At 71.9% G+C, this 26,195-nt stretch carries 18 protein-coding genes; 7 read left to right on the top strand and 11 right to left on the bottom strand.

Translation table 11 applies throughout. From position 1 onward, the window contains the following. The first annotated feature begins 19 nt into the window (after window positions 1–19). Complete coding sequence (locus POL25_RS08485; protein ID WP_272085413.1) at window positions 20–721, top strand: Asp-tRNA(Asn)/Glu-tRNA(Gln) amidotransferase subunit GatB; 702 nt, start codon at window positions 20–22, stop codon at window positions 719–721. Further along, entirely contained in the window at window positions 718–1,773 is a 1,056-nt protein-coding gene (gene mtnA / locus POL25_RS08480; protein WP_272085412.1) for an S-methyl-5-thioribose-1-phosphate isomerase, read from the top strand. Before POL25_RS08485 ends, mtnA begins: the two co-directional genes overlap by 4 nt. A gap of 183 nt (window positions 1,774–1,956) precedes the next feature. On the opposite strand, the gene POL25_RS08475 is transcribed toward mtnA, so the two are convergent. From POL25_RS08475 to POL25_RS08465, 3 genes are all read right to left on the bottom strand, one after another. Next, on the bottom strand, window positions 1,957–3,696 hold the full coding sequence (locus POL25_RS08475; RefSeq protein WP_272085411.1) for an alpha/beta hydrolase family protein: 1,740 nt from the start codon (window positions 3,694–3,696) through the stop codon (window positions 1,957–1,959). 341 nt (window positions 3,697–4,037) lie between these two features. Then, the gene (locus tag POL25_RS08470) at window positions 4,038–8,072 is read right to left on the bottom strand and encodes an AAA-like domain-containing protein (protein ID WP_272085410.1); all 4,035 of its coding nucleotides are present in this window, start codon (window positions 8,070–8,072) and stop codon (window positions 4,038–4,040) included. Further along, the gene (locus tag POL25_RS08465) at window positions 8,069–10,312 is read right to left on the bottom strand and encodes an AAA-like domain-containing protein (RefSeq protein ID WP_272085409.1); all 2,244 of its coding nucleotides are present in this window, start codon (window positions 10,310–10,312) and stop codon (window positions 8,069–8,071) included. The genes POL25_RS08470 and POL25_RS08465 overlap by 4 nt, the downstream gene beginning before the upstream one ends. 263 nt (window positions 10,313–10,575) lie before the next feature. Here POL25_RS08465 and POL25_RS08460 point away from each other — a divergent pair, with 263 nt between their 5' ends. The 4 genes from POL25_RS08460 (at window position 10,576) to POL25_RS08445 (ending at window position 15,899) form a co-directional block, all read left to right on the top strand. Then, complete coding sequence (locus POL25_RS08460) at window positions 10,576–13,314, top strand: energy transducer TonB (protein WP_272085408.1); 2,739 nt, start codon at window positions 10,576–10,578, stop codon at window positions 13,312–13,314. A 316-nt stretch (window positions 13,315–13,630) separates the two neighbouring features. Continuing rightward, a complete protein-coding gene (locus POL25_RS08455) occupies window positions 13,631–14,071 on the top strand; it encodes an Hsp20/alpha crystallin family protein (RefSeq protein WP_272085407.1) in 441 nt (146 codons plus the stop codon). A 44-nt stretch (window positions 14,072–14,115) separates the two neighbouring features. After that, the gene (locus POL25_RS08450; RefSeq protein WP_272085406.1) at window positions 14,116–14,736 is read left to right on the top strand and encodes an Hsp20/alpha crystallin family protein; all 621 of its coding nucleotides are present in this window, start codon (window positions 14,116–14,118) and stop codon (window positions 14,734–14,736) included. Continuing rightward, a complete protein-coding gene (locus POL25_RS08445; protein WP_272085405.1) occupies window positions 14,733–15,899 on the top strand; it encodes a hypothetical protein in 1,167 nt (388 codons plus the stop codon). The genes POL25_RS08450 and POL25_RS08445 overlap by 4 nt, the downstream gene beginning before the upstream one ends. Window positions 15,900–15,968: 69 nt before the next feature. Here the strand turns inward: POL25_RS08445 and POL25_RS08440 are convergent, their stop codons facing one another. After that, the gene (locus tag POL25_RS08440; RefSeq protein ID WP_272085404.1) at window positions 15,969–18,314 is read right to left on the bottom strand and encodes a hypothetical protein; all 2,346 of its coding nucleotides are present in this window, start codon (window positions 18,312–18,314) and stop codon (window positions 15,969–15,971) included. A 416-nt stretch (window positions 18,315–18,730) separates the two neighbouring features. On the opposite strand from POL25_RS08440, the gene POL25_RS08435 reads away from it, so the two are divergent. Continuing rightward, window positions 18,731–20,152, top strand: coding sequence for an OmpA family protein (locus POL25_RS08435; RefSeq protein ID WP_272085403.1), 1,422 nt, complete (start codon window positions 18,731–18,733; stop codon window positions 20,150–20,152). Window positions 20,153–20,510: 358 nt separating this feature from the next. Here the strand turns inward: POL25_RS08435 and POL25_RS08430 are convergent, their stop codons facing one another. From POL25_RS08430 to rlmN, 7 genes are all read right to left on the bottom strand, one after another. Beyond that, window positions 20,511–21,377, bottom strand: coding sequence for a hypothetical protein (locus POL25_RS08430; RefSeq protein ID WP_272085402.1), 867 nt, complete (start codon window positions 21,375–21,377; stop codon window positions 20,511–20,513). After that, window positions 21,374–21,751: a response regulator gene (locus POL25_RS08425; RefSeq protein WP_272085401.1), complete on the bottom strand. Its 378-nt coding sequence runs from the start codon at window positions 21,749–21,751 to the stop codon at window positions 21,374–21,376. Before POL25_RS08425 ends, POL25_RS08430 begins: the two co-directional genes overlap by 4 nt. A gap of 118 nt (window positions 21,752–21,869) precedes the next feature. Continuing rightward, entirely contained in the window at window positions 21,870–22,721 is an 852-nt protein-coding gene (locus POL25_RS08420; protein WP_272085400.1) for an alpha/beta fold hydrolase, read from the bottom strand. Between the two features lie 269 nt (window positions 22,722–22,990). Beyond that, the gene (locus POL25_RS08415) at window positions 22,991–23,410 is read right to left on the bottom strand and encodes a hypothetical protein (RefSeq protein WP_272085399.1); all 420 of its coding nucleotides are present in this window, start codon (window positions 23,408–23,410) and stop codon (window positions 22,991–22,993) included. Window positions 23,411–23,422: 12 nt separating this feature from the next. Further along, window positions 23,423–23,740: a 4a-hydroxytetrahydrobiopterin dehydratase gene (locus POL25_RS08410; RefSeq protein ID WP_272085398.1), complete on the bottom strand. Its 318-nt coding sequence runs from the start codon at window positions 23,738–23,740 to the stop codon at window positions 23,423–23,425. A gap of 6 nt (window positions 23,741–23,746) precedes the next feature. Continuing rightward, on the bottom strand, window positions 23,747–24,886 hold the full coding sequence (locus tag POL25_RS08405; protein ID WP_272085397.1) for a Coq4 family protein: 1,140 nt from the start codon (window positions 24,884–24,886) through the stop codon (window positions 23,747–23,749). 213 nt (window positions 24,887–25,099) lie between these two features. Beyond that, on the bottom strand, window positions 25,100–26,194 hold the full coding sequence (gene rlmN / locus POL25_RS08400) for a dual-specificity RNA methyltransferase RlmN (protein ID WP_272085396.1): 1,095 nt from the start codon (window positions 26,192–26,194) through the stop codon (window positions 25,100–25,102). Window position 26,195 lies beyond the last annotated feature (1 nt).

Genomic DNA, 26,195 nt, shown 5'->3' with positions numbered 1-26,195 from the left:
GCAGGGTCGCCGGTACGCGGTGACGCTGCGCGACGACGTGGCCCGCGCGGCGGTGCAGGGGATGCGCGTGAAGCAGACAGAGCTCGAATACCGCTGGCGGCGCGTCGTTCCGGCGGCGATGGCGAGGGCCCGCGAGGGTCAGCCGGAGCTGCCCGAAAGGACACGTGTGCGCTACTGCGTGCTCGGGCTGGCGCCGGCGGAGGCGAGCCTGCTGGTCGACGAGCCGATCCTCGGGGCCTGGTTCGACGCGGCGCTGACGAGCCTCGGTCCGCGCGGGCCGGCGCTGGCGCGACGGCTGTGTCACTGGCTGACGGCCGAGCTGATCCGGCGCGTGCCGACGAAGCAGCTGAGTTCGGCGAAGGTGGCGCCGGCGGCGCTGGCGGACCTTGTGCGTATGCTCGAGGCCGCTGAGGTGAGCGCGCCGGCAGCTCAACAGATCCTGGATCTTCTGGTGGTGGAGGGCGGCGTCCCGGGGGGGATCGCCGCGCGCGAGGGCCTGGTCCTCGAGGATGACGACGCAGCCCTTACGGCGGCGATCGTCGGCGTGCTGCGAGGTTACCCGCAGCAGGTCGCGCAGTATCGCGCGGGAAAGGCGGCGTTATGGGGGTACCTAATTGGCCGGGTCATGCAGGCGCTGCGGGGGCGAACCGACCCGCGACGCGTCCACAAACTCCTCGTGGTGGCGCTACATTCGCCGCCCCCAGGAGACGACACGACATGACCAGCGAATCCAGCGCGATGCTCCGTCCGGTCAAGCTGAGCCCCGACGGTCGGGTGCTGCACCTGCTCGACCAGCGCTCGTTGCCCGAGCGCGAGGACTGGCTCGACCTCGACGACGTCGAGGCGGTGGCGGAGGCGATCGAGAAGCTGGCGGTCCGCGGGGCCCCGGCGATCGGCTGCGCGGCGGCGCTGGGATTGGTGGCGTCGTCGTGGCGGTTCTCCGACGACGCGGGGATGTTCCGCGAGTCGTGCCTGATGGCGTTCGAGCGGCTGGCGCGGACGCGGCCGACGGCGGTCAACCTGTTCCACGCGATCGGCCACATGCGCGGCGCGCTGGTCGAGTGCCCGGCCGGGCTGACGGTCGCCGGCGTGCGGGGGCACCTGCACGCGGCGGCGCTGCGCTACGTCGACGACGAGCTGCGCGCGTGCCTGACGATGGCGGACCACGGCGCGCCGCTGCTGCCGGACGTCGGCACGGTGCTGACGCACTGCAACACCGGCGCGCTGGCGACGGCCGGCTGGGGCACGGCGCTCGGGGTGATCCGGCGGGCCCACGCGAACGGCAAGAAGCTGCGGGTGCTGGCCGACGAGACGCGGCCGGTGCTGCAGGGCGCGCGGCTGACCGCGTGGGAGCTGCGCCACGACGGGATCCCGGTCGACATCATCGCCGACAACATGGCGGGCGCGCTGATGGCCCGCGGCGAGGTCCAGGCGGCCATCGTCGGCGCCGACCGGATCGCCCGCAACGGCGATGTCGCCAACAAGATCGGGACGTACACGGTGGCGGTGCTGTGCCGCTACCACCAGATCCCGTTCTACGTGGCGGCGCCGTGGTCGACGGTCGACCCGGCGACCGCGAGCGGGGCGGAGATCCCGATCGAGGAGCGCGACCACAACGAGGTCCACCTCCACGGCGGCCGCCGCATGACCCCGGCCGGCGTCGGCGCCCGCAACCCGGCCTTCGACGTCACCCCGGCCGAATTGGTGACCGCGTTCATCACCGAGCGCGGGGTGTTCCGCCCGGCGACGCTGTCGGCGCTGATGGATTCCTAAAAAAACATGGCCTGAAGGGCATGCGCGAAGGGACATGTCCGCGAGGGCATGTCCACGAGTGCATGTCAAAGGGGACATGCTCGGCTGCTCCGGCGCAGAGTCGGCCGCCGGCCCGTGGCGGGCGATTGCCTCGCGCGGCCTCGCGGGGCCTCGCGGCTGCCTTGCGCGGCCTCGCGGGCCCGCTCAATTGCCGCGCGGTTTGGCGGGCGCGGCCTTGATCTGGCCTTGCAGCCAGGTCGTAAGCTGGCCGAGGAACGCGTGGTCGACGGTGCGGGCGGCGTCGAGGTAGCGGGCCGGGTTGGAGTTCTCGGGCTCGGGTTTAAAAAGGTGGTCGAGGTCGGCGAACGAGCGCAGCTCGGCCTTGCGTTTGCGGCGCTTGGCCAGCTTCACCAGCTCTTGGGGGTCGCGGTTCGGGTCGACCTCGAAGTCCTTGTTGCCCTGCGCGATCCACAGCGGCGCCTCGCTGCCGGCGATCAGCGCCTCCGGCGAGACTTGAAGGATCTCCCGCACCCACAGCGCCTGCGCCGCCAGCTCCGGCGGCACCCCGTGGCCGGTCTTCAGCGCTTGCAGCGTCTTGTTCTGGGTCTTGCGGGCGTCGTCGCGGAGCTGGGGCGGCACCGCTTGCAGGGCCGCCTCGCCCTGCGCCCGCAGGATCTGCTCGTACGGGCGGCCGGGCGTGGCCAGCAGCGCCACCGCCTTGACGCTCGGGTCCTCGGCGGCCAGCGTCAGCGCCTTCCAGCCGCCCTCGCCGTGGCCGACGAGGACCACGCGGTCGGGGTCGACCTCGTCCTGGACCAGCAGGGTCCGCAGCGCGCGGCGGGCGTCCTCGAGCTGGCCGAGGTAGGAGATCGGGCCGTCGGCGCTGCTGCCGAAGCCGCGCTCGTCGAAGCGGAGGACCGCGAAGCCGGCCTCGGCGAGCGCGTCGGTGATCGTGTGGCTGCCGAGGTCGACCGGCGGCGGGCCGGCGAAGCCGAAGCGGTCCTGCTGGCCGGTGCCGGGCAGCAGCAGCGCCGCGGGGAACGGGCCCGGACCGGGCGGCAGCAGGACCTCGCCGGCCAGCGCGGGCTCGCCGGGCCGTCCGGGCAGCTCGACCTCGCGGCGGGTGAATCGGGCGCCCGGGAGCGAGCTGTACTTGAGGACAGGTGGCCCGGCGATCTGCCACTCGGGCCAGGTCGGCGGCTGCACCGGCACCTGGATCTCGACGTCGTCGGCCTCGATCTGGACCTTCTCGATCCGGCCGTCGCGCAGCGTGACCGTCTCGCCGAGGTTGGTCTTGACCGTGGCCCGGCCGGGCGCCGCCGGGTCGGGGATCGTCAGCGTCGCCGTCCACTCGGTCGGCATCGAGCCCGACAGGCTGACCAGGCGCCACGCCAGCTCGCCGGCCTCGAGGCGGCGCAGGCCGAACATCAGCTCCTCGTGGAAGATCGCCGAGAACGCCATGAACGCGTCGCCGCTGCGGTACGTGATCTCGTCGCGTTCGCGGCCGGAGTTGAAGTGGAGCGCGTCGCCCTTGCGCTCGAACACCAGCTCGGCGGCGTTGCTGCGCTCGAAGCCGCGGATCAGGTCGCCGCGGGCGTCGACGACGATCTCGCCGGAGCTGCGCAGCGGCTCGGCCGGCTTGCCGTCGCGGCCGGGCGGGCGCAGCTCGATGCGGGTGGCGAAGCGGAAGTGGCCGGGTTCGCCGTCGACCGGGCCCTCGTAGCGGCCCCACGAGGTGCCGATCGGCTTGCCGGACTGCATCATCGTGTACACGCGGACCTCGCCGGGGCGGTACAGCTTGTCGATCGCGGCGCCGGGCCAGGCCAGGGTCGCGACCTGTCCTTCGGGACCTGTCTCCGGGGACTTGGGCTCGGCCGGGATCTTGAGGCAGCCGCCGGCGAGCGTCAGCGCGAGGGCGGCGAGGGCGAGCGGGCGAGGGCGCATGCGCCCCGGGGATAGCCCAGAACGCGCGCTGATGCCACCGCCGCGGCCTGCGCGGCGCTCACGGAGGCGGCGCGGGGAGCTGTCAGCGCGGTGAGGTCGGGCCGCGGCGCGCCGTCGAGGTGGCCCGGACCCGCAGGCAGAGCCGCGGGAGGATGTCGTGGAGCGCCCGCTCCGCTGCGGGCCGCAGGAGCGCGCGCTGGTGGTGTCGTCGGTCCCGCGCGACGATCGTCGCGGGCTCGTCGGCGGCGTGGCGCGGGGTCCAGGCGCTGCGCACATGGCCGATGGGACAGGCCACTCGCGCCGTCGCGCGGGCACCGACCTGTCCGCGAGGACATGTGATTTCAGCCGCCGGCGAGGCGGCAGTCGGCCTCGACCTGCTCGTAGTCGTCGCGGTGCGGGCGGAGCTCGTCGCAGGCCTTGCGCAGCAGGTCCTCGACCGAGGTCGGGAACAGCTTGATGCGGCCGTCGCGGCCGGCGGTGACGATGTTGCGGCCGTCGGGCGAGAACTCGGCGTAGTTGACGGCGGCGGCGTGGCCGTGCAGCGTCGCCAGTAAGTCGTAGTTGGAGGAGTCGACGGGGGCGACCCACAGCTTGGCGGTGTTGTCGGACGAGGCGGTGACGATGCGCCCACCGTTGACGGAGAAGGTGGCGTGGAGCAGCGAGGCGGAGTGGCCGAGCAGGGTGGCGAGCACCTGCGGGCGGTCGTCGGGGCCGGTGAGCGACCACACCCAGGCGTCGCGCGCGGTGGCGAGGACGAGCCGGCCGCCGTCGCGCGAGAACGCGGCCGAGGCGATGGCGCCGGCGGCAGGGTCGAGGGTGGCGATCTCGCTGCCGTAACGGGCGACCCACAGCTTGGCGGTGTGGTCGGCGCTGAGGGTGACGACGGTCTCGCCGTCGGGCGAGAACACGGCGCCCTCGACCGGGGCGCTGTGACCGACGAGGTCGGTGATGAAGCGCTGGGCCTCGACGTCGATCAGCTGGGCGGTGTTGCTGTCGCGGCTGGCGAGCACGACGTAGCGGCCGCCGGGGGCGAAGCCGGCGACGGTCTGCTGGCCGCGGGTGCCCTGCCACGGCTCGCCGACGACCGCGCCGGTGGTGGCGTCCCACTGGCGCAGGGTGTCGTCGGCGCCGGCCGAGACGATGCGCGCGCCGTCGCGGGAGAAGCTGGCCCCGAGGACATGTCCGGCGTGGCCGAGCACGGCGACTTCGTCGCCGTTGCTGGCGTCCCACAGGCGCAGGTTGGAGTCCTCCTCGGCCCAGGTGAGCAGCCGGCCGGAGCCGTCGCCGGCGAACACGGCGGCGACGACGGGGCCGCCGTGGCCCTCGAGGGTGCGGATGTTGCGGGTGCTGACGACGTCCCACAGACGCGCGGTCTTGTCGTCGCTGGTGGTGACGATCCGGCTGCCGTCGGGCGAGAAGCGGGCCAGCCGCACCGAGGCGCCGTGGCCCTTGAGGGTCGGCACGGCGTTGTTGAGCGAGCCGTCCCAGATCCGCGCGGTGTTGTCGCCGCCGACGGTGAGGATCCGGGCGCCGTCGGGCGAGAACTCGGCGGCCAGCACGGGCGCCGTGTGACCCTCGAGGGTGGCCAGCGGCTGGCCGCCGGCGCTGTTCCACAGCCGGGCGGTGTTGTCCTCGCTGGTCGTCAGCACGCGCGAGGCGTCGAGCGAGAACCTGACCGAAAGGACCTGTCCCGTGTGACCGGTGAGGGTGGCCGCGACCTCGCCCTTGACCGGGTCCCACAGCTTGACCGCCGTGCCCGCGCCGCCGCCGGTGCCGGCGCCGACGGTGGCGACGCGGCGGTCGTCGGGCGAGAAGGCGGCCTGCTTGAGCAGCTCGCGCGGGTCGGTGAGGCTGGCCAGCTGCTTGCCGGCGCTCGACCACACGACCGCCCGCGCCAGGCTCCACGTCAGCAAGCGGTCGCCGCTGGCGGAGAAGCTGGCCCCGAGGACAGGATCGCCGTGCTGGAGGGTCGCGACCGCGGCGCCGGCGGTGGTCCACACGCGGGCGTCGCCGTCCTCGCCGACGCTGACGAGCCGGCCGCCGAGCGGCGACAGCAGCACCGCGGCGACGTTGCCCTTGTGCCGCTTCAGCTCGATCTGGAGCTCGCCGGTGTCGAGGTCCCACAGGCGCACGACGCCGTCGCTGCCGCCGGTGGCCGCCAGCGGCTCGCCGTCGGCCAGGGCGATCGCGGTGACGTTGCCGCTGAGGGTGCGCGGCAGGTCGCGCGCCTTGTTGCCGCGGATGTCGACCAGGTGGGCGCCGCGGTCGACGCCGAGGAAGTAGACGCTGTAGCCGTTGTCGGCCAGGCCGGCGATCATCCGCTGCGGCGGGACGGCGACGTTCTTGTACTCCTCGAGGTTGTCGCCGGTGGCGGCGTTCCACAGCCGCGCGCTCTTGTCGGCGCCGACGCTGAAGATGCGGGTGTCGTCGCGCGAGAAGCTGGCTGAAAGGACAGGCGCGGCGTGCTCGAGCACGCGGATCGTCTTGCCCGAGACGGCGTCCCACAGGTGGGCGGTGCCGTCCTTGCTGGCCGTGAGCACGCGGGTGCCGTCGTGCGAGAAGTGGGCCCCGTGCACGGCCTCGGCGTGGCGCAGCACCAGCGGCCGCTGGACCGGGGTGGCGACCGCGGCGGCCAGGCCCTGCATGACGCGCGGCGGGACCTCGCCGTCGCGGGCGAGCGCGTCGGCGGCGGCCTTGATCGCGGTCAGCAGGGCGTCGCGCTCCTTGCCGGGCTGCTGGGCGTAGAGGAGGGCGTCGGCGCCGAGGCGGTCGAGCCGGGCGTCCTCGTTGCGACGCTCGGAGATCCGCGACAGCTGGTCCTTGCTCTGCTCGGCGACCACGAACTGCCACACGGTGAGGGCCAGCAGGAGGCCGAGGGTGGCGACGGTGCCGGTGAGGATCGAGATGGTGCGCCGCTGCGAGACGGCGCCCTCCTCGGCCCGCTCGCGCCGCTCTCGCTCGATGTCGGCCCGGTAGCGCTCGCGCTCGGCCTTGCGCTGCTCCTCGAGCGCGGCCAGGCGGGCCTGTTCCTGCATGCGCGCGGCCTCCTCGAGCCGGTGGCGCGCCTCGGCCTCGCGGCGGGCGAAGTTGAGGCCGGCGAGCAGGAACTCGTGGTCGCCGAGGGTCAGGTCGCTGCGCCCGTGCGACCACGCCAGCGCGTCCTCGAGCGCCGTGCCGCGCAGCAGGTAGTCGTCCTGGCGGCCCTTGCCCTCCCAGCGGGCCACGAACTCGGCCAGCCGCTGCTCCTTCTCTCGCTCGCGCAGCCACTTGTGGTCGTAGACCTCGGCGAACACGAGGTTGCGGACCTGCAGGTGGATGTCGCCCTGCTCGCCGCGCGCCTCGGCCGCGAGCCCCGTCAGGCGCAGCTCGATCTGCAGCGGGTTGTTCGGCTCGGCCGGCGCCGGCTCGCCGCTGAGGAGCCGGCGGTAGAGGTCGAGCAGGTCGCGCGAGCGCTCCCGCGAGGCGTTGGCGTTGAGCCGCTTCTCGGCGTAGGCGAGGTTGGCGTCGGCGGTCCGGCCGTTGCGCAGGAACAGGGTGTAGGCCGAGTCGTCGACCCGCTCGGCCTCGGTCTTGTCGCTGACCGGGCCGCGCCGGACCAGGTCGTCGCATAGCCTTTGGGACATGTACGGATGGCCAGATGTCCAGGCGTACACGGCGTCGAGCAGGGCGTCGGGGCTGCCGCCCAGGCCCTCGAGGCCAGGCCGGAAGGCGTCGAGCTCGCCGCGCGAGAAGTCCTCGAGGCGGATCTCGCGGCCGATGTTGAACGGGGTGCGGACCGAGTTGGAGATCAGGTCGGCGGGGGCGGCGACGCCGAGGAGGCAGAAGGTGAGGCGCTCGTAGGCCAGGTCCTCGGCCCGCAGGTTGAAGGCCGAGCGGATCGAGGCGAAGAAGTCGTCGGCGCTGAACGGCAGCGCCTGCACCGACTCGACCTCGTCGATGAAGACGACGATCGGCGCCTCGGTGCGGTCGAGCAGCTCGTTGCGGAGGAAGCGGTACCAGCGGTGGACGGGGGTGAGGTTCTGGTGGGTGCTCCAGAACAGCTCGGGGCTCGGCAGGCCCATCGCCTCGGCGATCTCGAGGGCGATGCTGAAGTACCAGTCGTCGATCGAGACCAGCGTCGAGCCGATGTTGGTGAGGTCGATGCTGACGCAGCGGACGCCGCCGCCCTGCAGCCGCTTGGCCGCGCGCACGCGCAGGCTGGTCTTGCCGATCTGCCGCGGGGCGAGGATGTAGCAGAACTCGCCCCGCATCAGCGCGCTGAGCAGCTCGCGGTCGGCCTTGCGCTCGATGTAAAAGGCGCCGGCCTGGACCGCGCCGCCGACCTGGAACTGGGCGCCGTGGAGACCCGCGCCCGAGCTCGGATGTGGCGGGGTCATGGCCGCAGCCGCTCGTACAGCCGATAGCGCAGGCGGTAGAAGCCGACCTTCTCCTCGACGGCGATGCCGCTGCTCTCGAGCGCGGCCGAGGCGTCGGAGTCGAGCTCCGCCAGCGCGTCGCTGCGCAGCCGCTTCACGCCGGCCATCATCTCGGGGTGGAGGTGGAGGCGCCGCGCGTAGCGCTGGAGGAAGTCGTCGAACAGGTTCGACGGCTCGGCCAGCAGTTCGCGCGCCGACAGCCCGCCGGCGAGGTTGGCCCTGTGCATGGCCAGGCGTACGAGGTAGGGGTGCCCGCCGACGAGGCTCATCAGCGCGCCGAAGTCCTGCGGCGTCCAGTCGAGCCCGTACAGCTGCGACAGGTTCTCGACCTGCTCGCGCGTGAGGTCACCGAGCACGATCGGCGGGCTCAGGTTGAACGGCGACTGCGTGGTCCGCTCGATCAACCGCCGCGGCGTGGTGCTGATGCCGAGCACGAGCCGCAGCTTCTCCAGCCGCGGATCCTCGGCCCACGCGCGCAGCATGCCGAACCAGTCGTCCTTGAACGGCAGGCCCCACACGGCGTCGACGCGGTCGAGCGCGAGGATCACCCGCGTGCTCGCCAGCGGCAGCACGTTGTCCCGCATCAGCCGGCCGAGCTTCTGGTTGACGCTGCCCGGCGACTTCCACAAGGTCGGGACCCAGTCCTCGGGGCCGCCGATCGAGCCGACGATCTGGAACGCGAACTCGCGGATGAAGTTGCCGTAGTCGCTGCGCGACTCGTAGTCGAAGGTGTCGAGGTTGATGGCGACGACCCGGCATGCGCCGCCGTCGGCCTGGTAGACCATGTCGGTCAAGAACTGCGACATCCAGGTCTTGCCGAACTTGTCGGGGCCCCACAGCACGACCGGCGCGCCCGGCTGATCGAGGTAGTTGAGCGCGGTGCGCTCCTCCTCGGCGCGGTGGACGTGCCAGTTGATGTTGTAGGGCGCGCCCGGTGGCTGCACGCGGGCGGCGATCGACGAGTAGAAGATGCCCGAGTCGCCGGGCGCGCCGCCCGACAGCGAGGTGATCACGCCGAGCGGGATCGGGGCGGTCTGCGAGATCGAAGGGTGCGATCCGGACGTGCTGGCCGAAAGGACAGGTCCGGTGGCGACCAGGTTGGCCGGGTTGACCGGGGGCGGGGGCGGAGGCGGGGGCGTGCGCCGACGCGGCGGCGGCAGCGGCTCGGGCCGGGTGCCCTGATCGTCGCCGAGCTCGAAGGCGTCGAGGTCCTGGACGACGCGCCAGTGACCGGCGGCGTGCTTCTTGGCGACGCGCGGCCACAGCCGCAAGGTCGCCTCGTTGTTGTCGTCGACGGTGATGCGCGCGGCGGTGTAGCCGTGGCGGCGATCGACCTTGCCGCCGTAGACCTCGAGGCCGAACAGCGAGCTGCCCTGGAGCTCGCGCCGACCCTGCGCGCCGCCGATGGCGATCACGCTGCTCGCGTGCTCGTGCATGTGGCCGTAGACGTGAGCGACGAACCGCCCGGGCGGGGCGATCTCGGCGACCAACTCGTCGCGGGCCTTGGCCTGCAGCCAGGTCGGCGGGTGGTGCGTCATCAGCAACGCGAAGTCGCACTCCTTGACCCACGCCGGGCCGTCGCCGCCGCAGGCCGCGTGCAGCTGGCGGACGTCGAGCGCGAGCTTGCCGGTGTAGTCGCCATCGCCGAGCTGCAAGAAGGCGCTGTTGAGGCCGACGACGCCGAGCTTGAGCCCGTCCTTGGCCAGCACCGCCGAGCAGTCGCCGGGCAGCATGCCGCGCTGCAGCTGCAGGCCGGCGAACGGGTGGCTCTTGAGCCAGTCGCTGTACGGCGCGAACGCCTGGTCGACGAGGGCGCGGTAGGGCGAGCTGGCGTCGCGCCAGAACTCGACCTGAACTTCGGGATAGGTGTCCCAGCGGCCGAGCACCAGCGACTCGGGGCGGCGCGGGTCGGGGCGGATGAGGTCGTGGTTGCCGGGGACGGTCACCAGCGCGGGGGTCGAGCCGAGGGCGCGGAGGTGATCCCACAGCTGCTGCAGGGTTTGGTTGAGGCGCGCGAACTCGGCGGCGCTGCCCCGCTGGGTCAGGTCGCCGCTGAACAGGACCAGGTCCCACGGGCCGCAGCGGGCGTGCAGCTTCTCGAGGTCGGCCAGCAGGACCTCGCGGACGCCCGGCCACAGCCAGCCCTGGGCGTCGAGGCCCTGGTGGAGGTCCGTGAAGTGAAGCCAGCCGAAGGAGCGCATGGGAGCGGAGCTGCGCGGCCAACGGGCCGCAGGGAGCCGTTACGAGTGTACCACCGGGGGCCAGCGGCCTTGCCGCGTCGGCGCGGCTTTCGACCCCGCAGGGGAACGATTGTCCGGTGGGACGCCGAGGCAAGCCCCGGGAAGAGACATTACGCAGGAGGTGGGGCCCGGGCTTCCCGGCCGTGCGCACGCCGGCCAGACCGCGCGCGCCGGCTTCGGCGGCACTAGCCAGGGGCGCCGGGCTTGGAGCATGCTCCTGCCGCTTGCGCCCGCGACCTCGCCGCCTCGCCAGCCTCCGGATCGGGACCGCCGGCCTGCACGGCCTGGGCGCGGTGCTGACCCTGGCCGCGGCGCTGCACGCCGGTTCCGCGCGTGCGCAGGACCCGGCCGACCTGGTCCAGCCGGCGCTGCAGAACAGCGTCGAGCTCGAGTACCCCGAAGATCTGCGCCGCCTGCCCGCGCCGCCGCAGGGACAGGTCGTCGTCAAGCTGGTGGTCGGCGTCGACGGGGTGCCGAAAGAGCTCGAGGTCGTGCAGAGCGTGCACCCCGAGCTCGACGCGCTCGCCAAGTCCGCCGTGGCCCAGCTGCGCTACACGCCCGGGCTCTACAAGGGCCGGCCGATCGAGGTGGTGCTCAAGGTCGGCATCGACATCGCCGCCCCGCCGCCGCTGCCGCCGGAGCCCGCGGACCGCGAGCCCGAGGTCGACGCCGGCGAGCCCGAGACCGACGCGGGCGAACCCGCCCAGCAGTCCCAAGGGACAGGTCCGGTGCGGCTGCGCGGCGTGCTGCTCGAGGCCGGCCAGCGCGTCCCGGTGTCGGGCGCGAGCGTGCTCGTGGTGCCCGCGCCGCCGGACTGGCCGGTGGGACAGGTCACCAAAAAGATCTACGGCGACGAGCCCGAACCGGCCTGGACCATGCGCGCCGAGACCGCCCCCGACGGCTCGTTCGAGCTGCGCGGCGTGCCCGACGGCAAGGTCCGCATCATCGCCCTGGCGCAGGGCTTCGACCGCTACGAGGTGGTCGAGGAGCTGGCCAAGGGCGACCTGCTCGAGGTCAAGTACTTCGCCCGGCGGCTGGTGTCGAACCCGTTCCGCACGGTGGTGAAGCAGCGCCGCGACGCCCGTGAAGAGGTCGCGCGTCGCACCATCACGCCGGAGGAGATCTTCAACCTGCCGGGCACGCAGGGCGACGCGCTCAAGTCGCTGCAGAACTTCCCCGGCGTCGCGCGGGCGCCGTTCGGCCTCGGCCTGCTGATCATCCGCGGCGCCGCGCCCGGCGACTCGAAGACGTACCTCGGCTACCACGAGATCCCGCAGCTGTTCCACTTCGGGGCCCTGTCGTCGACCTTCAACTCCGACATCCTCGCGCAGATCGACTTCATCCCCGGCAACTTCGACAGCCGGTTCGGCGACGCGATCGGCGGCATCATCAACGTCAACCCGCGCAAGGGCCGACGCGACGGCTACCACGGCTACGTCGACGCCGACGTGTTCGACGCCGGGATCATGCTCGAGGGCCCGATCAAGAAGGGCAGCTTCGTCACCAGCTTCCGCCGCAGCTACGTCGACGCGATCCTCAAGGCGGCGCTGCCGAAAGACATCGGCCTCGGGCTGTCGCAGGCGCCGCGCTACTATGATTATCAGTTCCTGTTCGACTACCCGGTCGGCGGCGGCGAGCTGTCGGTGCGGTGGTTCGGCTCGGACGACCGCCTGCGGGTGATCGCGCAGGGCCCGAACGAGACGATGACGGGCTCGGAGAACCAGGCGCGCACGGCGATCCTGTTCCACCGGCTCGACCTCGTCTACCGCAAGCAGGACGGGCCGTGGGACTTCCTGATCACGCCGTCGATCAACTACCAGTCGCTGTCGGGCGCGTTCGGCGGGCTCTTCACCTTCAACTTCCCCAAGTACGAGTTCAGCTGGCGCGCCGAGGCGTCGCGGCAGCTGAGCAAGCGAGCGGCGATCCGCGTCGGCACCGAGCTGCAGGCCGGTCGCTACGAGATCGGGGCCCGCGCGCCGGGCGTGCCGGCGGGGGCCGGGACCGGCGACACCGGCGTCTACAACGTCGCCGACATCGGCCAGAACTACGCCACGCCGGCGATCTACACCACGGCGACGATCGGCCTCGGCGAGAAGTTCACGATCTACCCCGGCGCGCGCGTGACCTACTACGCGCTGCAGATCAAGAAGGCCACGGTCGACCCGCGCGTGCGCTTCAACTGGCAGGTCGGCGAGAACACGGCGGTCAAGGGCGGCGTCGGCCTCTACAGCCAGATCCCCGACCTCATCAGCCTCGCGCCGGTGTGGGGCAACCCGCGCTCGGGCATCGAGCGGGCGGTCCACACCAGCCTCGGCGTGGCCCAGGTGTTCGACAGCGTCGGCATCGAGGCCGAGGTCACCGGATTCTACAAGTACGTGTTCGACCGCTCGACCTCCTCGAGCGTGCTGATGCGCGACCCGGTCTCGGGCGACATCCGGCTCGAGAACTTCGCCAACCAGGGCACCGGCCAGATCTTCGGCATGGAGCTGCTGGTCCGCAAGGCGCTGACCAAGCGGCTGTTCGGGTGGGTCAGCTACACCTTGATGAAGAGCCTGATCCAGGCCCGGCCCGGCGCCGACTACCGGCCGTTCAGCTTCGACCAGCCGCACATCCTCACCATCCTCGCCGTCTACAAGCTGCCGCGCGGCTGGCAGATCGGCGGCCGCTTCCGCCTCGTCAGCGGCAACCCGTCGGTCTCCTACTTCGACAGCGCGTTCGTGCAGGACGGCTACGAGCCGTGGTTCGGCCGCGACGGGCGGCTGCCGGCGTTCCACCAGCTCGACCTGCGCGTCGACAAGCGCTTCACGTTCAAGCGCGTGACGGCGAACTTCTATCTCGACATCATCAACGTCTACAACCGCCAGAACGGCGAGGCGTGGGTCTACTCGTACAACCTGCAGCAGCGCCAGCTGCAGACCGGCCTGCCGATCTTGCCGTCGCTCGGCGTGCGGCTCGAGTTCTGACAGCGCCGGCCCTGGCGCCGAGCTCAGCCGGTCGCGAGTGACAGTGGGTCGCGGGCGAGCCGGCGTCGGGCGCGCGTGAGGCGGACACGACGCGGCGATTCGCGACGCCCTTGACACTCGGAGACGCGGCAATAGTTTGTCAGCGCCGGTGCGGGACGACCCGCCGAGGCCGCCGGGGAGCCCGCAGAGGGCTCCGGCGCGCAGACCCACGCTACCACCGATCGGCGGGCCGTCACGCGCCCGCCCGGCCGATGGTCGCGGCGGAGCCTCGAACGCACCACCAAAACCGACGACGAGCGACACAGGAGACACGACCATGCTGAGCTACTGGATGGACTTCAACGACCCAATGCGCACCTTTGACAGCCTCCGCCGGCGCATGGACCAGGCGCTGCGCGAGTACGCCGACACCGAGGGCCGCGGCCAGCCGCTGGCCTTCCCGCGCGCCGGCCTGCGCGACACCAAGGACGCGTTCGTCCTGGTCGCCGAGGTGCCCGGGCTCACCGACGCCGAGCTGCAACTGTCGGCCACGCAGGAGAGCCTGACCGTCACCGGCGAGCGCAAGGCGACCGCCCCCAAGGGCTACGCGGTGCACCGGCGCGAGCGCGGCGACCTCCGCTTCTCCCGCAGCTTCGCGCTGCCGGCCCGCATCGACGTGGACAAGGTCAGCGCCGAGCTCAAGAACGGGCTCCTGGTCGTGACCATGCCCAAGCACCCCGAGGCGCAGCCGAAGCAGATCACCGTCAAGGCGGCCTGAGCGCGCGCGACCCCCACGAATTCACTCGAGAGGAACTTTCAGCCATGTCCCAAGAGACCACCACGCAAGTGACCCAGTCGAAGCCGTCCACGCCCGGCGCCGAGACCACCCGCGGCCGGCCCGTCGTGGCCCCCCCGGTCGACATCTACGAGAACCAGGAGCAGTACCTGGTGCTCGCCGACCTGCCGGGCGTGAAGAACGACGACGTGCAGATCCGCTTCGAAGAGGGTGAGCTGACGATCCGCGCCACGCGGGCCGACAACGGCAACGGCAACGGCAACGGCAACGGCGAGAGCGCCGAGTTCACCGCCGCCGACTACGTGCGCCGATTCTCGATCCCCGAGACCGTCGACGCGTCCAAGATCGACGCCAAGCTGCACGCCGGGGGTGCTCGAGCTCACCCTGCCCAAGGCCTCCCGCGTCAAGCCGCGCCAGATCGCGGTCAAGTCGGCCTAGTCGCACCACTTCCGTCCCGCGTCCGAGCGAAGGGAGGTTCACGTCGAGAGGCGCATCCTGAGAGGCGCGCAGGCTCTGGCCTGCGCGCCTCTCGTCGTTGCGGTTCGACTGTCACATGGTGTCCGAGACATGTTCTGAAGGACATGTTCGAAGTCGGCCGCGGTGCACGCTCGACAGGCGGGTGGCGGCGCGATATGCCGGCGGCATGAGCCAGATGCCGATGCTCCACGCGGGCGGCGAGGCGGTGCCGCTCGCGGTCTTGATCGAGGCCGACAGGCCGCCGCTCGTCGGCCGGTCCGCGGCCGAGGTGGCGCTGTTCTTCTTCGCCCCGCCGACGCTGCTGGTGTTCGCCGACGAGCCGACAGCGCCGGTGCGGCGGCGGGTCGTGCGGGAGCTTCGCCTCGGCGACCCCGACGAGTTCGCGGCCGACGAGTTCGCGCTGATCCCGAGCGCCTCCGGCTGGTGGCTGCGCCAGCGTAGGACTCACGGGGAGACGCTGTTGCTCCCGCTCGAGGGCCAGCCGCCGATCGCGGCGGTGCTCGGGCGCACGGCGGTCGAATGCGTGCTGGCCGATGGCTCGTTCCTCGGCGTCGAGGCCGACCACCGCCCGCTGGTGGCGATCGGCCGGCCCGACGGCGCCGTGACGCGCGCGCCGCTGGCCGACTGGTTGCCGGGCGAGGAGTTCCAGGGGGTCCACGGCGAGTGGCTGTTCAGCTCGCGCCGGGAGGGCCACGGGCGCGAGCTGCTGCTGCGACGGGTGGAGGCGACCGGGCTGGGGCCGCGCATCGATCTGGGTCGGCTCGAGTTCGGTCAGGAGCACTATTACCCGTGCTGGGCGCACCTGCGCGGCGGCTCGGACGACGGCTTTTTGGCGATCGGGGTGTCGATGGGCGCAGATCCGCCGCTGCTCGTGACGGCGTTCGTGCGCGCGGGCCGATGGACGCCGCTCGAGCAGCTGCCGCTCGAGAGCCTGGCGCTGCAGGTCAACGACATCGACGGCGTCGGCCGGGTGTTCTGGTGCGACGACCGCGGTTCGGCGTGGACCCTGCTGACGGTCCCCGGGCCCGAGGCGTTCGCCACCGAGCACCTGCGCGGCGACGAGGAGCGCTTCCTCGGCGGCGCGCTGCACCTGCTGGGCGAGCGCGTGCTCGGCCTGTGGACCGAGGAGGAGGCGCTGGTCGGGCGGCTCGGTACGCTCACCGACGCCGAGCACGCGCCGGAGGTGTTCCGCGTGACGGGGGCGGGCGAGTACCCGATGGCCGAGGTGTTCGATCGCGGGCAGCACGCGATCGTGATGCTCGCCGACGAGGGGCGCCGCTGGGCCTTGCGCGTCGAAGCCGACGGCCGGGCGCTGCCGCTGACGGTGGGCTGACCCACGCAGCGAGGCCGCCGCGTCGGGGACGCGGCGGCCTCTCGGGTCATGTCCCGAAGGACATGTCTCTCAGGGCACGCAGCTGGCGACGAAGTTGGAGAAGCAGGCGTTGACCTGCGACTTGGTGTACATGCCGAACTTGCCGCTGGCGTAGGTCGTGTCCATGAAGGTCTTCATGGCGACGACGTTGTTGTTGGCCTTGAGGCGGACGATGATGGTCATCTCGCCGCCGGCCTTGTGGGTCAGCTCGAAGGTGTACTCGGTGGCCTCGGCCCAGCCGGTGGTGGTGAACTCGCCGACGGGCACGAGCAGCTTCGAGTTGACGGTGTCGGCCGGCTGGAGCCGGTCGGCGCAGGTCTGCGGGGCGACCATCGGGTCGGCGACGTCGATGACCTTGACCTGCATGCCCGCGGGCAGCTGACCGCCGCAGTTGGCGAAGTTCTGACCGATGCGCTTCCACGAGAACAGGTAGTAGTGGTCGGTGTTCTGGAGGCCCCACATGAAGCCGATCCAGTCGTCGTCGTTGACGTCGTCGGTGACCTGGAAGGTGCCGGTGATGGTGGCGTTGTCGAGGTCCCAGCCGCAGAACAGCGCCGCGCTCTTGCCGTTGACCGTCTGGCACAGCGTCTGCGTGTTGTCGTTCCACGACCAGTTGGTCGCGGGATCGGCGTCCTCGCCGGCGCCCGGGAAGTCGTAGGTGTCGCAGATGTCGGGGTCGAGCTGCAGCGTCTGGTTCTTGAGGTAGACGGTGACGCTGTCCGACGCGGTGTTGCCCTCGCCGTCGTTGACGTCGATGGTGTAGGTGGTCGGACCGAGCGGAGTCGCCGCCGGGTTGGCGATCGCCGGATCGTTCAGGGTGGCGGCCGGCGACCAGCTGTAGTCGTAGTCGCCGTCGCCGCCCATGGCCACGGCGCTCAGCTGGGCCGGCATGCCGAGGTCGACGCAGATGCTGTCGCCAGCCTCGACCGAGAGCGGGTCCCAGCACTTGAGGCCGGCGTCGTCGCAGCCGTTGTCGCAGGTGACGACGCTCTCGGCGGAGCCCTCGCCGTTGCAGGTGTGGAGGTCCTTGTCGACGCACTTGACCTGGTTCGGCTCGCAGCGGGCGCAGTTCTCGTGCACGAGCGGGTCGCGGTCGGTGCAGTCGGTGCCGGGCGTGACGCCGGAGCCCGGCATCATGTCGCCCCAGTCGTCCTCGTCGGCGTCGGTCATGCACGCCGTCGGGTCGTCGTTGGGCGCGGCGCCGGGGAAGGTGAACGGATCGTTGTCGTCGCAGTCGGTGCCGGGCACGGCGTCGTCGTCGTCCGGGTCCGGATCGGCCCAGCCGTCGCCGTCGCCGTCGGTCTGGCACACGTTCGGGTCGACCTCGTTCTCGGCCACGCCGGGGCCGGTGGCCGCGTCGGTGTCATTGCAGTCGGTGCCGGGCGTGACGCCCTCGGGCGGCATGTCGTCGCCCCAGCCGTCGCCGTCCTCGTCCTCCATGCAGGCGTTGGCGGAGTCGTTCTCGGCCGAGCCGGGGAAGGCGTGCGGGTTGTCGTCGGCGCAGTCGGTGCCGGGCACCGCCTCGGGCACCGTCGGCATGTCGTCGCCCCAGTCGTCGCCGTCGGCGTCGGTCATGCACGCCTCGGCGCTGTCGTTGGGCGCGGCGCCGGGGAAGGTGAACGGGTCGTCGTCGGCGCAGTCGTTGCCCGGCGGGACGTCGGGGTCGTCGGGCATGCTGTCGCCCGAGCCGTCGCCGTCGGAGTCCTGCGTGCACTGGTCGGGCGGCAGGTCCTTGGCCGCGCCGGGGAAGATCGTGCTGTTGTCGTCGTTGCAGTCGGTGCCGGGCGTGACGCCCTCGGGCGGCATGTCGTCGCCCCAGCCGTCCTCGTCGGCGTCCTCCATACAGGCCGTCATCGACTCGATCTCGGCCGCGCCCGGGTACGCGTTGGCGTTGTCGTCGGCGCAGTCGGTGCCAGGCTCGACGCCCTCGGGCGGATCGCTGTCACCCCAACCATCGCCGTCGGCGTCCTCCATGCACGCGGTCATCGAGTCGAGCTCCGCCGAGCCGGGGAACGCGTCGGCGTTGTCGTCGGCGCAGTCGTCGGCGTTCGGCACCGAGCCGGGGAACATGTCCGGCTGACACATCGTCGGGTCGCCGAAGCCGTCGCCGTCGGCGTCCTTGCACCACATCTCGCCCGAGCCCATGGTCGACGTCGGCGTGTCGGTCGTCGTCGTCGTCGGCGCGGTGTCGGTCGGATCGTTCGTCGTCGACTCGGTCGTCTCGGTGTCGCCCACGCTCGCGGTGACCTGCTGACACGCGGGGTTGTCGGCCTGATTCCACACGAGGCCGTCGTCGCCGCACACGTTGCCGCAGCCCTCGAGCGCGAGCAGGCCGAGGCCGCCTACCAAGCTGGTTCGCACATCAATTCGAAACATGCGGGGATGGTGAGCGCGGCCGTACCGAGGCGTCAAGCGTGGCGACGACGTCGCTCGCGCACAGGCAAACCCGGGGGCGACGACGACCTCCCCGGGTCCCTGGCGACATGTCCCAAAATACAGATGGCGGGCGGGCGGGCGCGGGCGGGCGCGGATCGGGCGCCCAGGTGCTCGCAATAATTCCCGCCAAAACGCCCGTTTACGAGCCCCAAAGCGGCCAACCTGGCGTAACGTACAGGTCGCGTTTGGGGAGGTTGGTGGCGGATCCGTGGGATCGCCGTCGTCGCATCGCGAGCAATTCGTCTAGGCAGCGCCCGCGATCTTATGTACAAACCGGTCGCCGTCGCTCGCGTGACGGTCGTCGTCTCAGCGTGGGTTCGACCATGTCCAAATTCTCGTCCTCTGTCGTGGCAGCCGTGGCCCTCTCCATCTCCTCGACCGCGCGCGCGGCCGAGCCCGCCGGCGCGGCAGCGGGCGGTTCGGTGACCGTCTCGCCGGCCGGCGCGTCGACCGACGCCAAGGCGTCGAAGCAGGCGAAGAAGAAGGAGCGCGCGGCCGACCGCGACGGCACGCCGTGGATCAAGCGCCACCGCCCGACCCGCCATCAGCTCGAGCTCGGCATCTACGGCGGCATCCTGCTGCCGTCGAAGGAGCACGAGCTCTACAACCCCAGCGACCCCAGCGTGACCTGGCAGCCGTACAAGACGGTCGCGCCCGACATCGGCCTGCGGTTCGGTTACTACCCGCTGCCGTTCCTCGGCCTCGAGATCGAGGGCGGAGTGGCGCCGACCAAGACCGCGACCTCGAATCAGAGCGCGGTGATCGGGATGTTCCGCGGTTACGGTATCTTGCAGTTGCCGTATCGGGTGGCTCCGTTCGCCCTCATCGGGTACGGCCTGATGGGCACCAGCGGACTGGGTAAGGACATCGACCCGACGCTCCATTTCGGCGGCGGCGTGAAGTTCTACGTCAACGAGCGCCTGCTGCTGCGCGTCGACGTCCGCGACAACGCGACCGCGCAGTACCGGACCGACGGCGGCCGCACCAACCACCTCGAGGTGCTGCTCGGCCTGTCGCTCGTCCTCAACAAGAAGAAGCCGGCGCCGGCGCCCGAGCCGGACAGCGACGGCGACGGCTACAAGGACAAGGTCGACAAGTGTCCGACGACCCCGGGCGTGGCGCCCGACGGCTGCCCGCTGGCCACTCCCGAGCCGGACAGCGACGGCGACGGCTTCCTCGACAGCCAGGACGCGTGCCCGCAGGAGCCGGGCGTGGCGCCCGACGGCTGCCCGGAGAAGGACAGCGACGGCGACGGCTTCGTCGACAGCAAGGACCAGTGCCCGCAGGTCCCGGGCGTGGCGCCCGACGGCTGCCCGCCGCCCGACCGCGACAAGGACGGCATCCCCGACGCCGAGGACAAGTGCCCGGACGTCCCGGAGACGAAGAACAACTACCAGGACTCCGACGGCTGCGCCGACGAGATCCCGAAGCAGGTCACCAAGTTCACCGGGGTGATCAAGGGCATCTTCTTCGACGTCGACAAGGACACGATCAAGAAGACGTCGCGGCCGACCCTCGACAACGCGGTCAAGGTCCTGAAGGACTTCCCCGACGTCAAGGTCGAGGTCAGCGGCCACACCGACAGCACCGGCGACCGCGACCACAACGTCGACCTTTCGAAGCGGCGCGCTGACGCGGTCAAGCAGTACATGGTCGACAAGGGCCTCGACGCCGGCCGGATCACCACCCGCGGCGCCGGCCCCGACGAGCCGATCGCCGACAACAAGACGGCCAAGGGCAAGTCGCAGAACCGCCGCATCGAGTTCAAGCTGCAGTAAGCTGTCCCGTGGGACAGCTGACCGGCGCCGGCCCGAAAGGCCGGCGCTCGGCGTTTGCGGGGTGTGCGGACGATCGAGTTCAAGCTGTAGCAAGCTGTCCCGAGGGACATGTGACCGGCGCCGGCGCGAAAGGCCGGCGCTCGGCGTTGGCGGGGTGTGCGGTCAATCTGTTCTTCCGGACAGGTTGGTGTGTCCGTCTCGCTGGCGTGTGAATGACGAGAGATGTCCTGGCGGACATCCCGGGAGCGCCGACTGGCGATCCTCGTGACATGGCCCACGGGACATGTCGGCGCGAGATGTTCGCGCGACGGCGCCGCCGCGAGCGACGTGACGCCTCGCGCTGCTCGGGTCGTGCGGCTCAGAGCGAGCTGCTCGAGCGGCGGGCGCGGGCCTCGAACTCGGCGGCTGCCAGGACCGCCTCGGCGTCGATCGACTCGTCGCCGGGGCGCCACTCGAGATCGGCCTCGTACATCTTGAGCGGCTGATGCAGGGCGCGCAGCCGCTCGAGCGCGCGGTCGAGGCGGTCGAGCGGCTCGCCGAGCCCAGGGCTGCGGCGGCGCGCGGCGGCGCTGGCGAGCGCGATGACCTGCAGCGGCGTGTTCGAGAGGTCGCGCACCGCGAGCAGCAGGCGGGCGGTGCGGCGGGCGTCGGCGGCTTCGGTCTGGACCTGGACGAGCGCGCGCTCCGTGGCGAGGCCGCGCAGGCGGTACAGCAGCAGCACGGCCGCGACCGCGCCGTAGACGAGCAGGACCAGCGGCTCGCTGGTGTCGATGCGGGCCTGCTGCCCCGGGTCCAGGCGGAAGAACTGGAAGAACGGGATCAGCGCGAACGCGGCGATGCAGAGCAGGCCGGCCCAGCGCTCGGGGGCGAGGATGGCGACGGTCAAGGTGCCGAGCTTGTGGACCTGGAACGGGATGAGGTTCGGGTCCTGCAGCTGATGCGGGCCCATGAGCTGGGCGGCGAGCAGGATGGCGGCCTGGTTGACGATGAAGAGGGCCGAGCCGAAGCGCACGCTCTGCGGCCGCCGGCGATGGACGACGAGGATGAAGACGGCGATCGCCAGGCCGATCACGCTCGAGCCCAGGACGGGCCACCACGGGGCCGGGCCGATGTCGCGCCCGCGCAGGAGGTCGAGCGGGTAGAGGCAGGCGTTGAGCGCCGCGGCGATGAACGTGCCGCGCCAGACGTGACGGGCGTGCAGCGCCGCGAAGCCGCGGGTCGTCAATCCGGCTCCCGCTCGAGCAGCCGCGCGATGGTCGGCACCGGCAGCGGCTTCTCGTAGACCCGCACGCCGGCGAGCCGCCGCGCCTCGGCGACCAGCGGGTGCGAGGCGGCATGACCGGTGAGGAACACGACCCGGCCGCCGTAGTTCTGCTCGCGCAGCCACTTGTAGGCGTCGAGCCCGCTCGGCAGGCCGGGCCCGAGGTTGATGTCGAGGATGATGAGCTCCGCCGCGAGCACGCGCTTGCGCTGCTCGACCAGCTCGTCGACGCTGCCGACGGTCAAGCAGTCGCGCTCGGCGAACAGGGCGACGACGTCCACGAACAGCTCGCGCAAATCCTCGTCATCGTCGAGGAAGACCACGCCGGGATGGGCCACGACGCCACCTTAGCACCGCTTGCGGGAGAACCGGAGGGCGCCTGCGGCGCGGCGAAACCGGAAGTCTCGGACAGGTCCGCACCGGCGGCTCACCCCGCAGGCGCAGGTCGCGGGCTGTTCACCTCAGCTCGTCGACGAAGGCGGCGATCCGGTCGGCCACGGCGCGCGGCCGATCGAGATAGGGGCAATGGCCGAACTCGTCCGGCTCCTCGATGCGCACGTGGGCCGGCACGGCCCGGCGAAAGAACTCCAGCGAGGCGCTCGGGAGCAGCCGCTCCGACCGACCCCAGAGGAGCAGGGTCGGCGGCCGCAGGGCGGCGAGCTCTTCGGCGGTAAACATGTGCTCGGGCCGGAACGACTCGAGGCAGTGGCGCAGCGGACCGAGCGCGAAGCGGCGCAGGATGTCTGGGGCCAGGAGCGTGTTGTACCAGGGCGGCTCGTGATAGAGGCGGTCGAGGAGATCGCGCGCCTGACCGAGCGAGCGGACGCGGAAGCTGCCGGTCAGGGCGGCGAAGTCCTGGGCGTCGAGCAAAGCCCCGGCGGGCGAGGCCAGCAGCAGGCCGCGGACCTTGTCGGGCTGCTCGAGCGCGTAACGGATGGCGAACGCGCCCCCGAGCGAGTTGCCGAACAGGATCGCCGGCTCGCGCACCCGGGCGTCGAGGAAATGCGCCATCGCGGCGTAGGCGTCGTCGACGGTGAGCTGGCCGCTGGCGCTGGTGCTGAACCCGTGCGCCGGCGCCTCGGGGACCCAGATCTGGCCGACCCGCCGCCGCAGCAGGGCGAGCACCCGCCCGTAGCTGCTGCCGCTGGCGCCGAAGCCGTGGAGGATGACGACGGGCGGCGCTTCAGCCTCGCCGCGGGCCTCATAATAGTGCAGCCGCCCCTGCGGCGTGGCGTGGTACCGGCTGGCGATCCCGAGGGAGACGAGGCGCCGCCGGATCATGCGCTCGGCGAGGGGCAGGACGAACATGGGCGAGGTCTCCGTGAGGGCAGTTCAGCGAGGACATGTCCGATAGAAAAGGTCCGATGGGACAGGTCCGAAGGGGCATGTCCCGATGGGCATGTCGGAAGGGGCAGGTCCGAAGGGGCAGATGACCACGCGTCGCGGCGGGCGCCCGTTGCGAGAATCGCGGGGCGGGTGGGAAGATGGACGCGCCGCTCGCGGGGCCGCGAGACCGCCTGCAGGTCGGGCGGGTTCACGCCATGGGCGAGCCACGCGGGGCCGCGCGGCTCGCCGGGTCAGTAGGTCGGGCAGGTCCATGCCTTGGGCGGGCAGTCGGTGCAGGCGCCGCCCATGCATGCGCCGCCGCAGCGGCTGACGAGCTCGAGCGAGTCGCGGCGGACGTAGTGGTAGGGGCCGTCGACGGCGGAGTCGCAGTCGACGCCGAGCAGCTCGCCGCAGGCCCGCTCGTAGCGGCAGCGCTCGCCGAACTTCTCTTTGATCCGCGCAGTGAGCTCGGGCGAGACGTCGGTCTGGGCCGGGTCGTTGCGCGGCGGCTCGTCGGCGGCCGGGGGCGCGGCGAAGCTGGCGCTGTCACTCTCGGCGGCGGCCGGCTCGGTCGAGGGCGCTGGCCTGGCGGCGGGCGGGGTGCTGGTGCCGCCCGCGCCGCTGCAGGCGAGCACGACGGCGGGCGCGAGGGCGAGGAGCAGGCGGCGCATGACGGCGCCAGCCTAACCGCTCGACGACGCCTGGGGTAGCGCGCCGGCGATGCGCTCGATCGCCTGGGCGAGCTCGACGTCGAGGCGCGTCAGGCCGTGGGCGTCGTGCGTGCTGAGGGTGATGTCGACCTTGTTGTAGACGTTGAACCACTCGGGGTGGTGGTCCATCTTCTCGGCCACGAGGGCGACCTGGGCCATGAACCCGAACGCCGCGCCGAAGTCGGCGAAGCGGAGGTTGCGGGTGATGGCGTCGCGCCCCTCGACCTCGCGCCACCCGGGCAGAGCAGCGAGGGCGGCGGCGCGGGCTTCGGGCGAAAGTCGAGCTGGCATGGGGTCCTAGAAGAAGTCTGGATCGTCCGGCGACATGGCCGGCATGATCTTCGGGTCGGACTCCTCGACCGAGAAGCCCGGCTGCGTGACGGGCCGCGAGGGCGGCCGGGGCGGCTGCGGCTGCGGCAGCGGCTGCGACTGCACGCGCAGCGGCGGGGGCGGCGGCTTGGCGACGTGGCGCGGCGAGGGGTCGACGAGCTCGGGCTCCTCGGCCTCGTCCGGCTCGGGTTCGGGCGTGCGCGGCGGCTGGGCGTGCGACTGCTTCTCCTGCTCCTGCGCCTGCTCGGCCAGGGCCATGAAGCTGGCCAGCAGCGACGATTGTGACACCGGACGACCGCGCGGCTCGACCCGGCTCTCGGCCGGCGCGGCGACGGCGTTGCGCAGCGGGGTGACCTCGGCTGCGCCGCCGCTGAAGCCGCTGAGGTTGACGCGCGGCGGCGGCGGCGGCTCGGGCTCGGCCAGAGCGTCGAGGTCGAGCATGGCGGTGTTGGAGCTGCGCGGCACGAGGTCGGCGAGCTCGCGCAGCTGCGGCACCTGGGCCGACCACAGCTCCTCCCAGGCGATGCCGAGGAACGGCTTGGCGGTCTGGCCGCGCTGGTAGGCCTCGGCGAGGATCGCCAGCGCGTCGCCCAGCTTGTCGGGCATGTCGCGGGTGATCTGCAGCAGCGCCGAGCTGATCATGACGCCGCTCATCAGGTTGCCGAGCTGACCGACGTAATACGACTGGACCGCGAGCTCGCCGAGCGGGGTGGCGTCGTACTCGGTCAGCACGTGGATGATCGGGTGCGTCATGCGGACGCGCAGCGCGAGGTAGGCGGCGGGGTCGCGGTAATCGAAGTTCGACGGCGGGCCCAGGAGCCGCTGCTGCTTTTGCGCCCGCAGGTAGCGGGCGACCTCGCGGCCGAGCGTGCCGTCGCCATAGGCGTGCAGGCGATCGAGCGGCTCCGGCTGCGGCAAGTATTTACTGTCGTAGAGCGGACGGACGCCGTCCTGATCGAGGAGGCGGGCGACGTCGAGGCCGAGGCTGCGAATGTCGAGGCGGCCGAACAAGTCGCCGAGCTCGAGGTTGGCGTCCACCCGTACGGCGTCTTCCGCGACGCCGAGGAAGGCGCTCGCCAGCTTGAGCTTCTTGAAGGGGTCGAACATCCTGGGCGTGTCTCGAGAGAGGACGCGGCGCTCACGCGCCTGCAGCCATGGTACCCCACAAGCTGCGGCCGTGGGAACCGACGTGGCCCGCCGCAAGCCGCGAGAGCGCCAGGAAAATCCGTTCGCGCGGCTGATTTCACCGCTCGGGACGGTGTTCTGAAGGTACCAGACCCCACCCGCGGAGCTGCGGCGACGCCGCAGCGCGGGCAGAGATCAGGATGCGATCACGGGGAGCCCATGGGGGCGCCGGGTCCGCCGTGGGGCCTCCGCGGGGGCCCGGCCGAGCTGCCCACACGCAGCCATGGTGTCGTCGCCCCGCGTGGTCCGGATCGAGGTGTTGAGCCGCCGCGCCTGCAGGTGAGCCTTGAAGGCCGCCACCCGCTCGGGCTCGGGCCGGCGAAACTCGCTGCCGGGGTGGGGATTCCACGGGATCAGGTTGAGCTTGCACGGCAAGCCGTGGACCAACTCGGCCAGCCGCTCGGCGTCCTCCAGGCTGTCGTTGACGCCGGCCAGCAGCACGTACTCGAGGGTGACGCGGGCCCGCCGCGCCAGCGGCAGCTCGCGCAGGGCCGCGAACAGGTCCGCCAGCGGGTACTTGCGGTTGACCGGCATGATGGCGTCGCGGATCTCGTCGGTGGTGGCGTTGACGCTGACGGCCAGCTGCGCCGGGCTCTCGGCGACGAGCCGGCGGATCTGCGGCACCAGCCCCGAGGTCGAGACGGTGACCCGCCGCTGCGACAGGCCGAGCCCCTGGTCGTCGACCATGCACGCGATCGCCGGCAGCACCTGGTCGAGGTTGTGCAGCGGCTCGCCCATGCCCATGAACACGACGTTGGAGATCCACACGTCGGGGAAGTGGCGGCGGGCGAGCACCAGTTGGTCGACGATCTCGGCGGCGGACAGGTTGCGCGCGAGGCCCATGGTCGCGGTCAGGCAGAACTGACAGTTCATCGCGCAGCCGATCTGGCTCGACACGCACAGGGTGGCCCGCTCGGGGCCCGGGATCAGCACCGACTCGATGGCCGCGCCGTCGTCTGTCTGAAAGACCAGCTTGCTGGTGCCGTCGGCGGCCTGCTTGACGGCCTCGAGGCGGAGCACGTCGAGCCGCGTCTCGGCGGCGAGGCCGTCGCGCACCGCCCGGTCGAGCTCGGGCATGACCGCGAAGTCGGACCGCAGCTTGCGGTAGAGCGCGGCCCACAGCGCGTCGGCCTGGCCCGGGCGCAGGCCTCGCGCGCCGGCCCACGCCAGCAGCTGCGGCCGGGGCACGCCCTTCAGGAGGATCCGTCCGTCGCGGTCGCGCGGGAGCACC

The organism is Nannocystis bainbridge, from assembly GCF_028368995.1.
GTDB classification, from domain to species: domain Bacteria; phylum Myxococcota_A; class Polyangia; order Nannocystales; family Nannocystaceae; genus Nannocystis; species Nannocystis bainbridge.
This window is presented reverse-complemented; position numbering and strand designations above follow the sequence as displayed.

Bases quoted from the DNA above. Each gene is read 5' to 3' on its own strand.
- mtnA (WP_272085412.1), top strand. From the start codon at position 718: ATGACCAGCGAATCCAGCGCGATGCTCCGTCCGGTCAAGCTGAGCCCC.
- POL25_RS08475 (WP_272085411.1), bottom strand. From the start codon at position 3,696: ATGCGCCCTCGCCCGCTCGCCCTCGCCGCCCTCGCGCTGACGCTCGCC.
- POL25_RS08470 (WP_272085410.1), bottom strand. From the start codon at position 8,072: ATGACCCCGCCACATCCGAGCTCGGGCGCGGGTCTCCACGGCGCCCAG.
- POL25_RS08465 (WP_272085409.1), bottom strand. From the start codon at position 10,312: ATGCGCTCCTTCGGCTGGCTTCACTTCACGGACCTCCACCAGGGCCTC.
- POL25_RS08455 (WP_272085407.1), top strand. From the start codon at position 13,631: ATGCTGAGCTACTGGATGGACTTCAACGACCCAATGCGCACCTTTGAC.
- POL25_RS08450 (WP_272085406.1), top strand. From the start codon at position 14,116: ATGTCCCAAGAGACCACCACGCAAGTGACCCAGTCGAAGCCGTCCACG.
- POL25_RS08445 (WP_272085405.1), top strand. From the start codon at position 14,733: ATGAGCCAGATGCCGATGCTCCACGCGGGCGGCGAGGCGGTGCCGCTC.
- POL25_RS08440 (WP_272085404.1), bottom strand. From the start codon at position 18,314: ATGTTTCGAATTGATGTGCGAACCAGCTTGGTAGGCGGCCTCGGCCTG.
- POL25_RS08420 (WP_272085400.1), bottom strand. From the start codon at position 22,721: ATGTTCGTCCTGCCCCTCGCCGAGCGCATGATCCGGCGGCGCCTCGTC.
- POL25_RS08415 (WP_272085399.1), bottom strand. From the start codon at position 23,410: ATGCGCCGCCTGCTCCTCGCCCTCGCGCCCGCCGTCGTGCTCGCCTGC.
- POL25_RS08410 (WP_272085398.1), bottom strand. From the start codon at position 23,740: ATGCCAGCTCGACTTTCGCCCGAAGCCCGCGCCGCCGCCCTCGCTGCT.
- POL25_RS08405 (WP_272085397.1), bottom strand. From the start codon at position 24,886: ATGTTCGACCCCTTCAAGAAGCTCAAGCTGGCGAGCGCCTTCCTCGGC.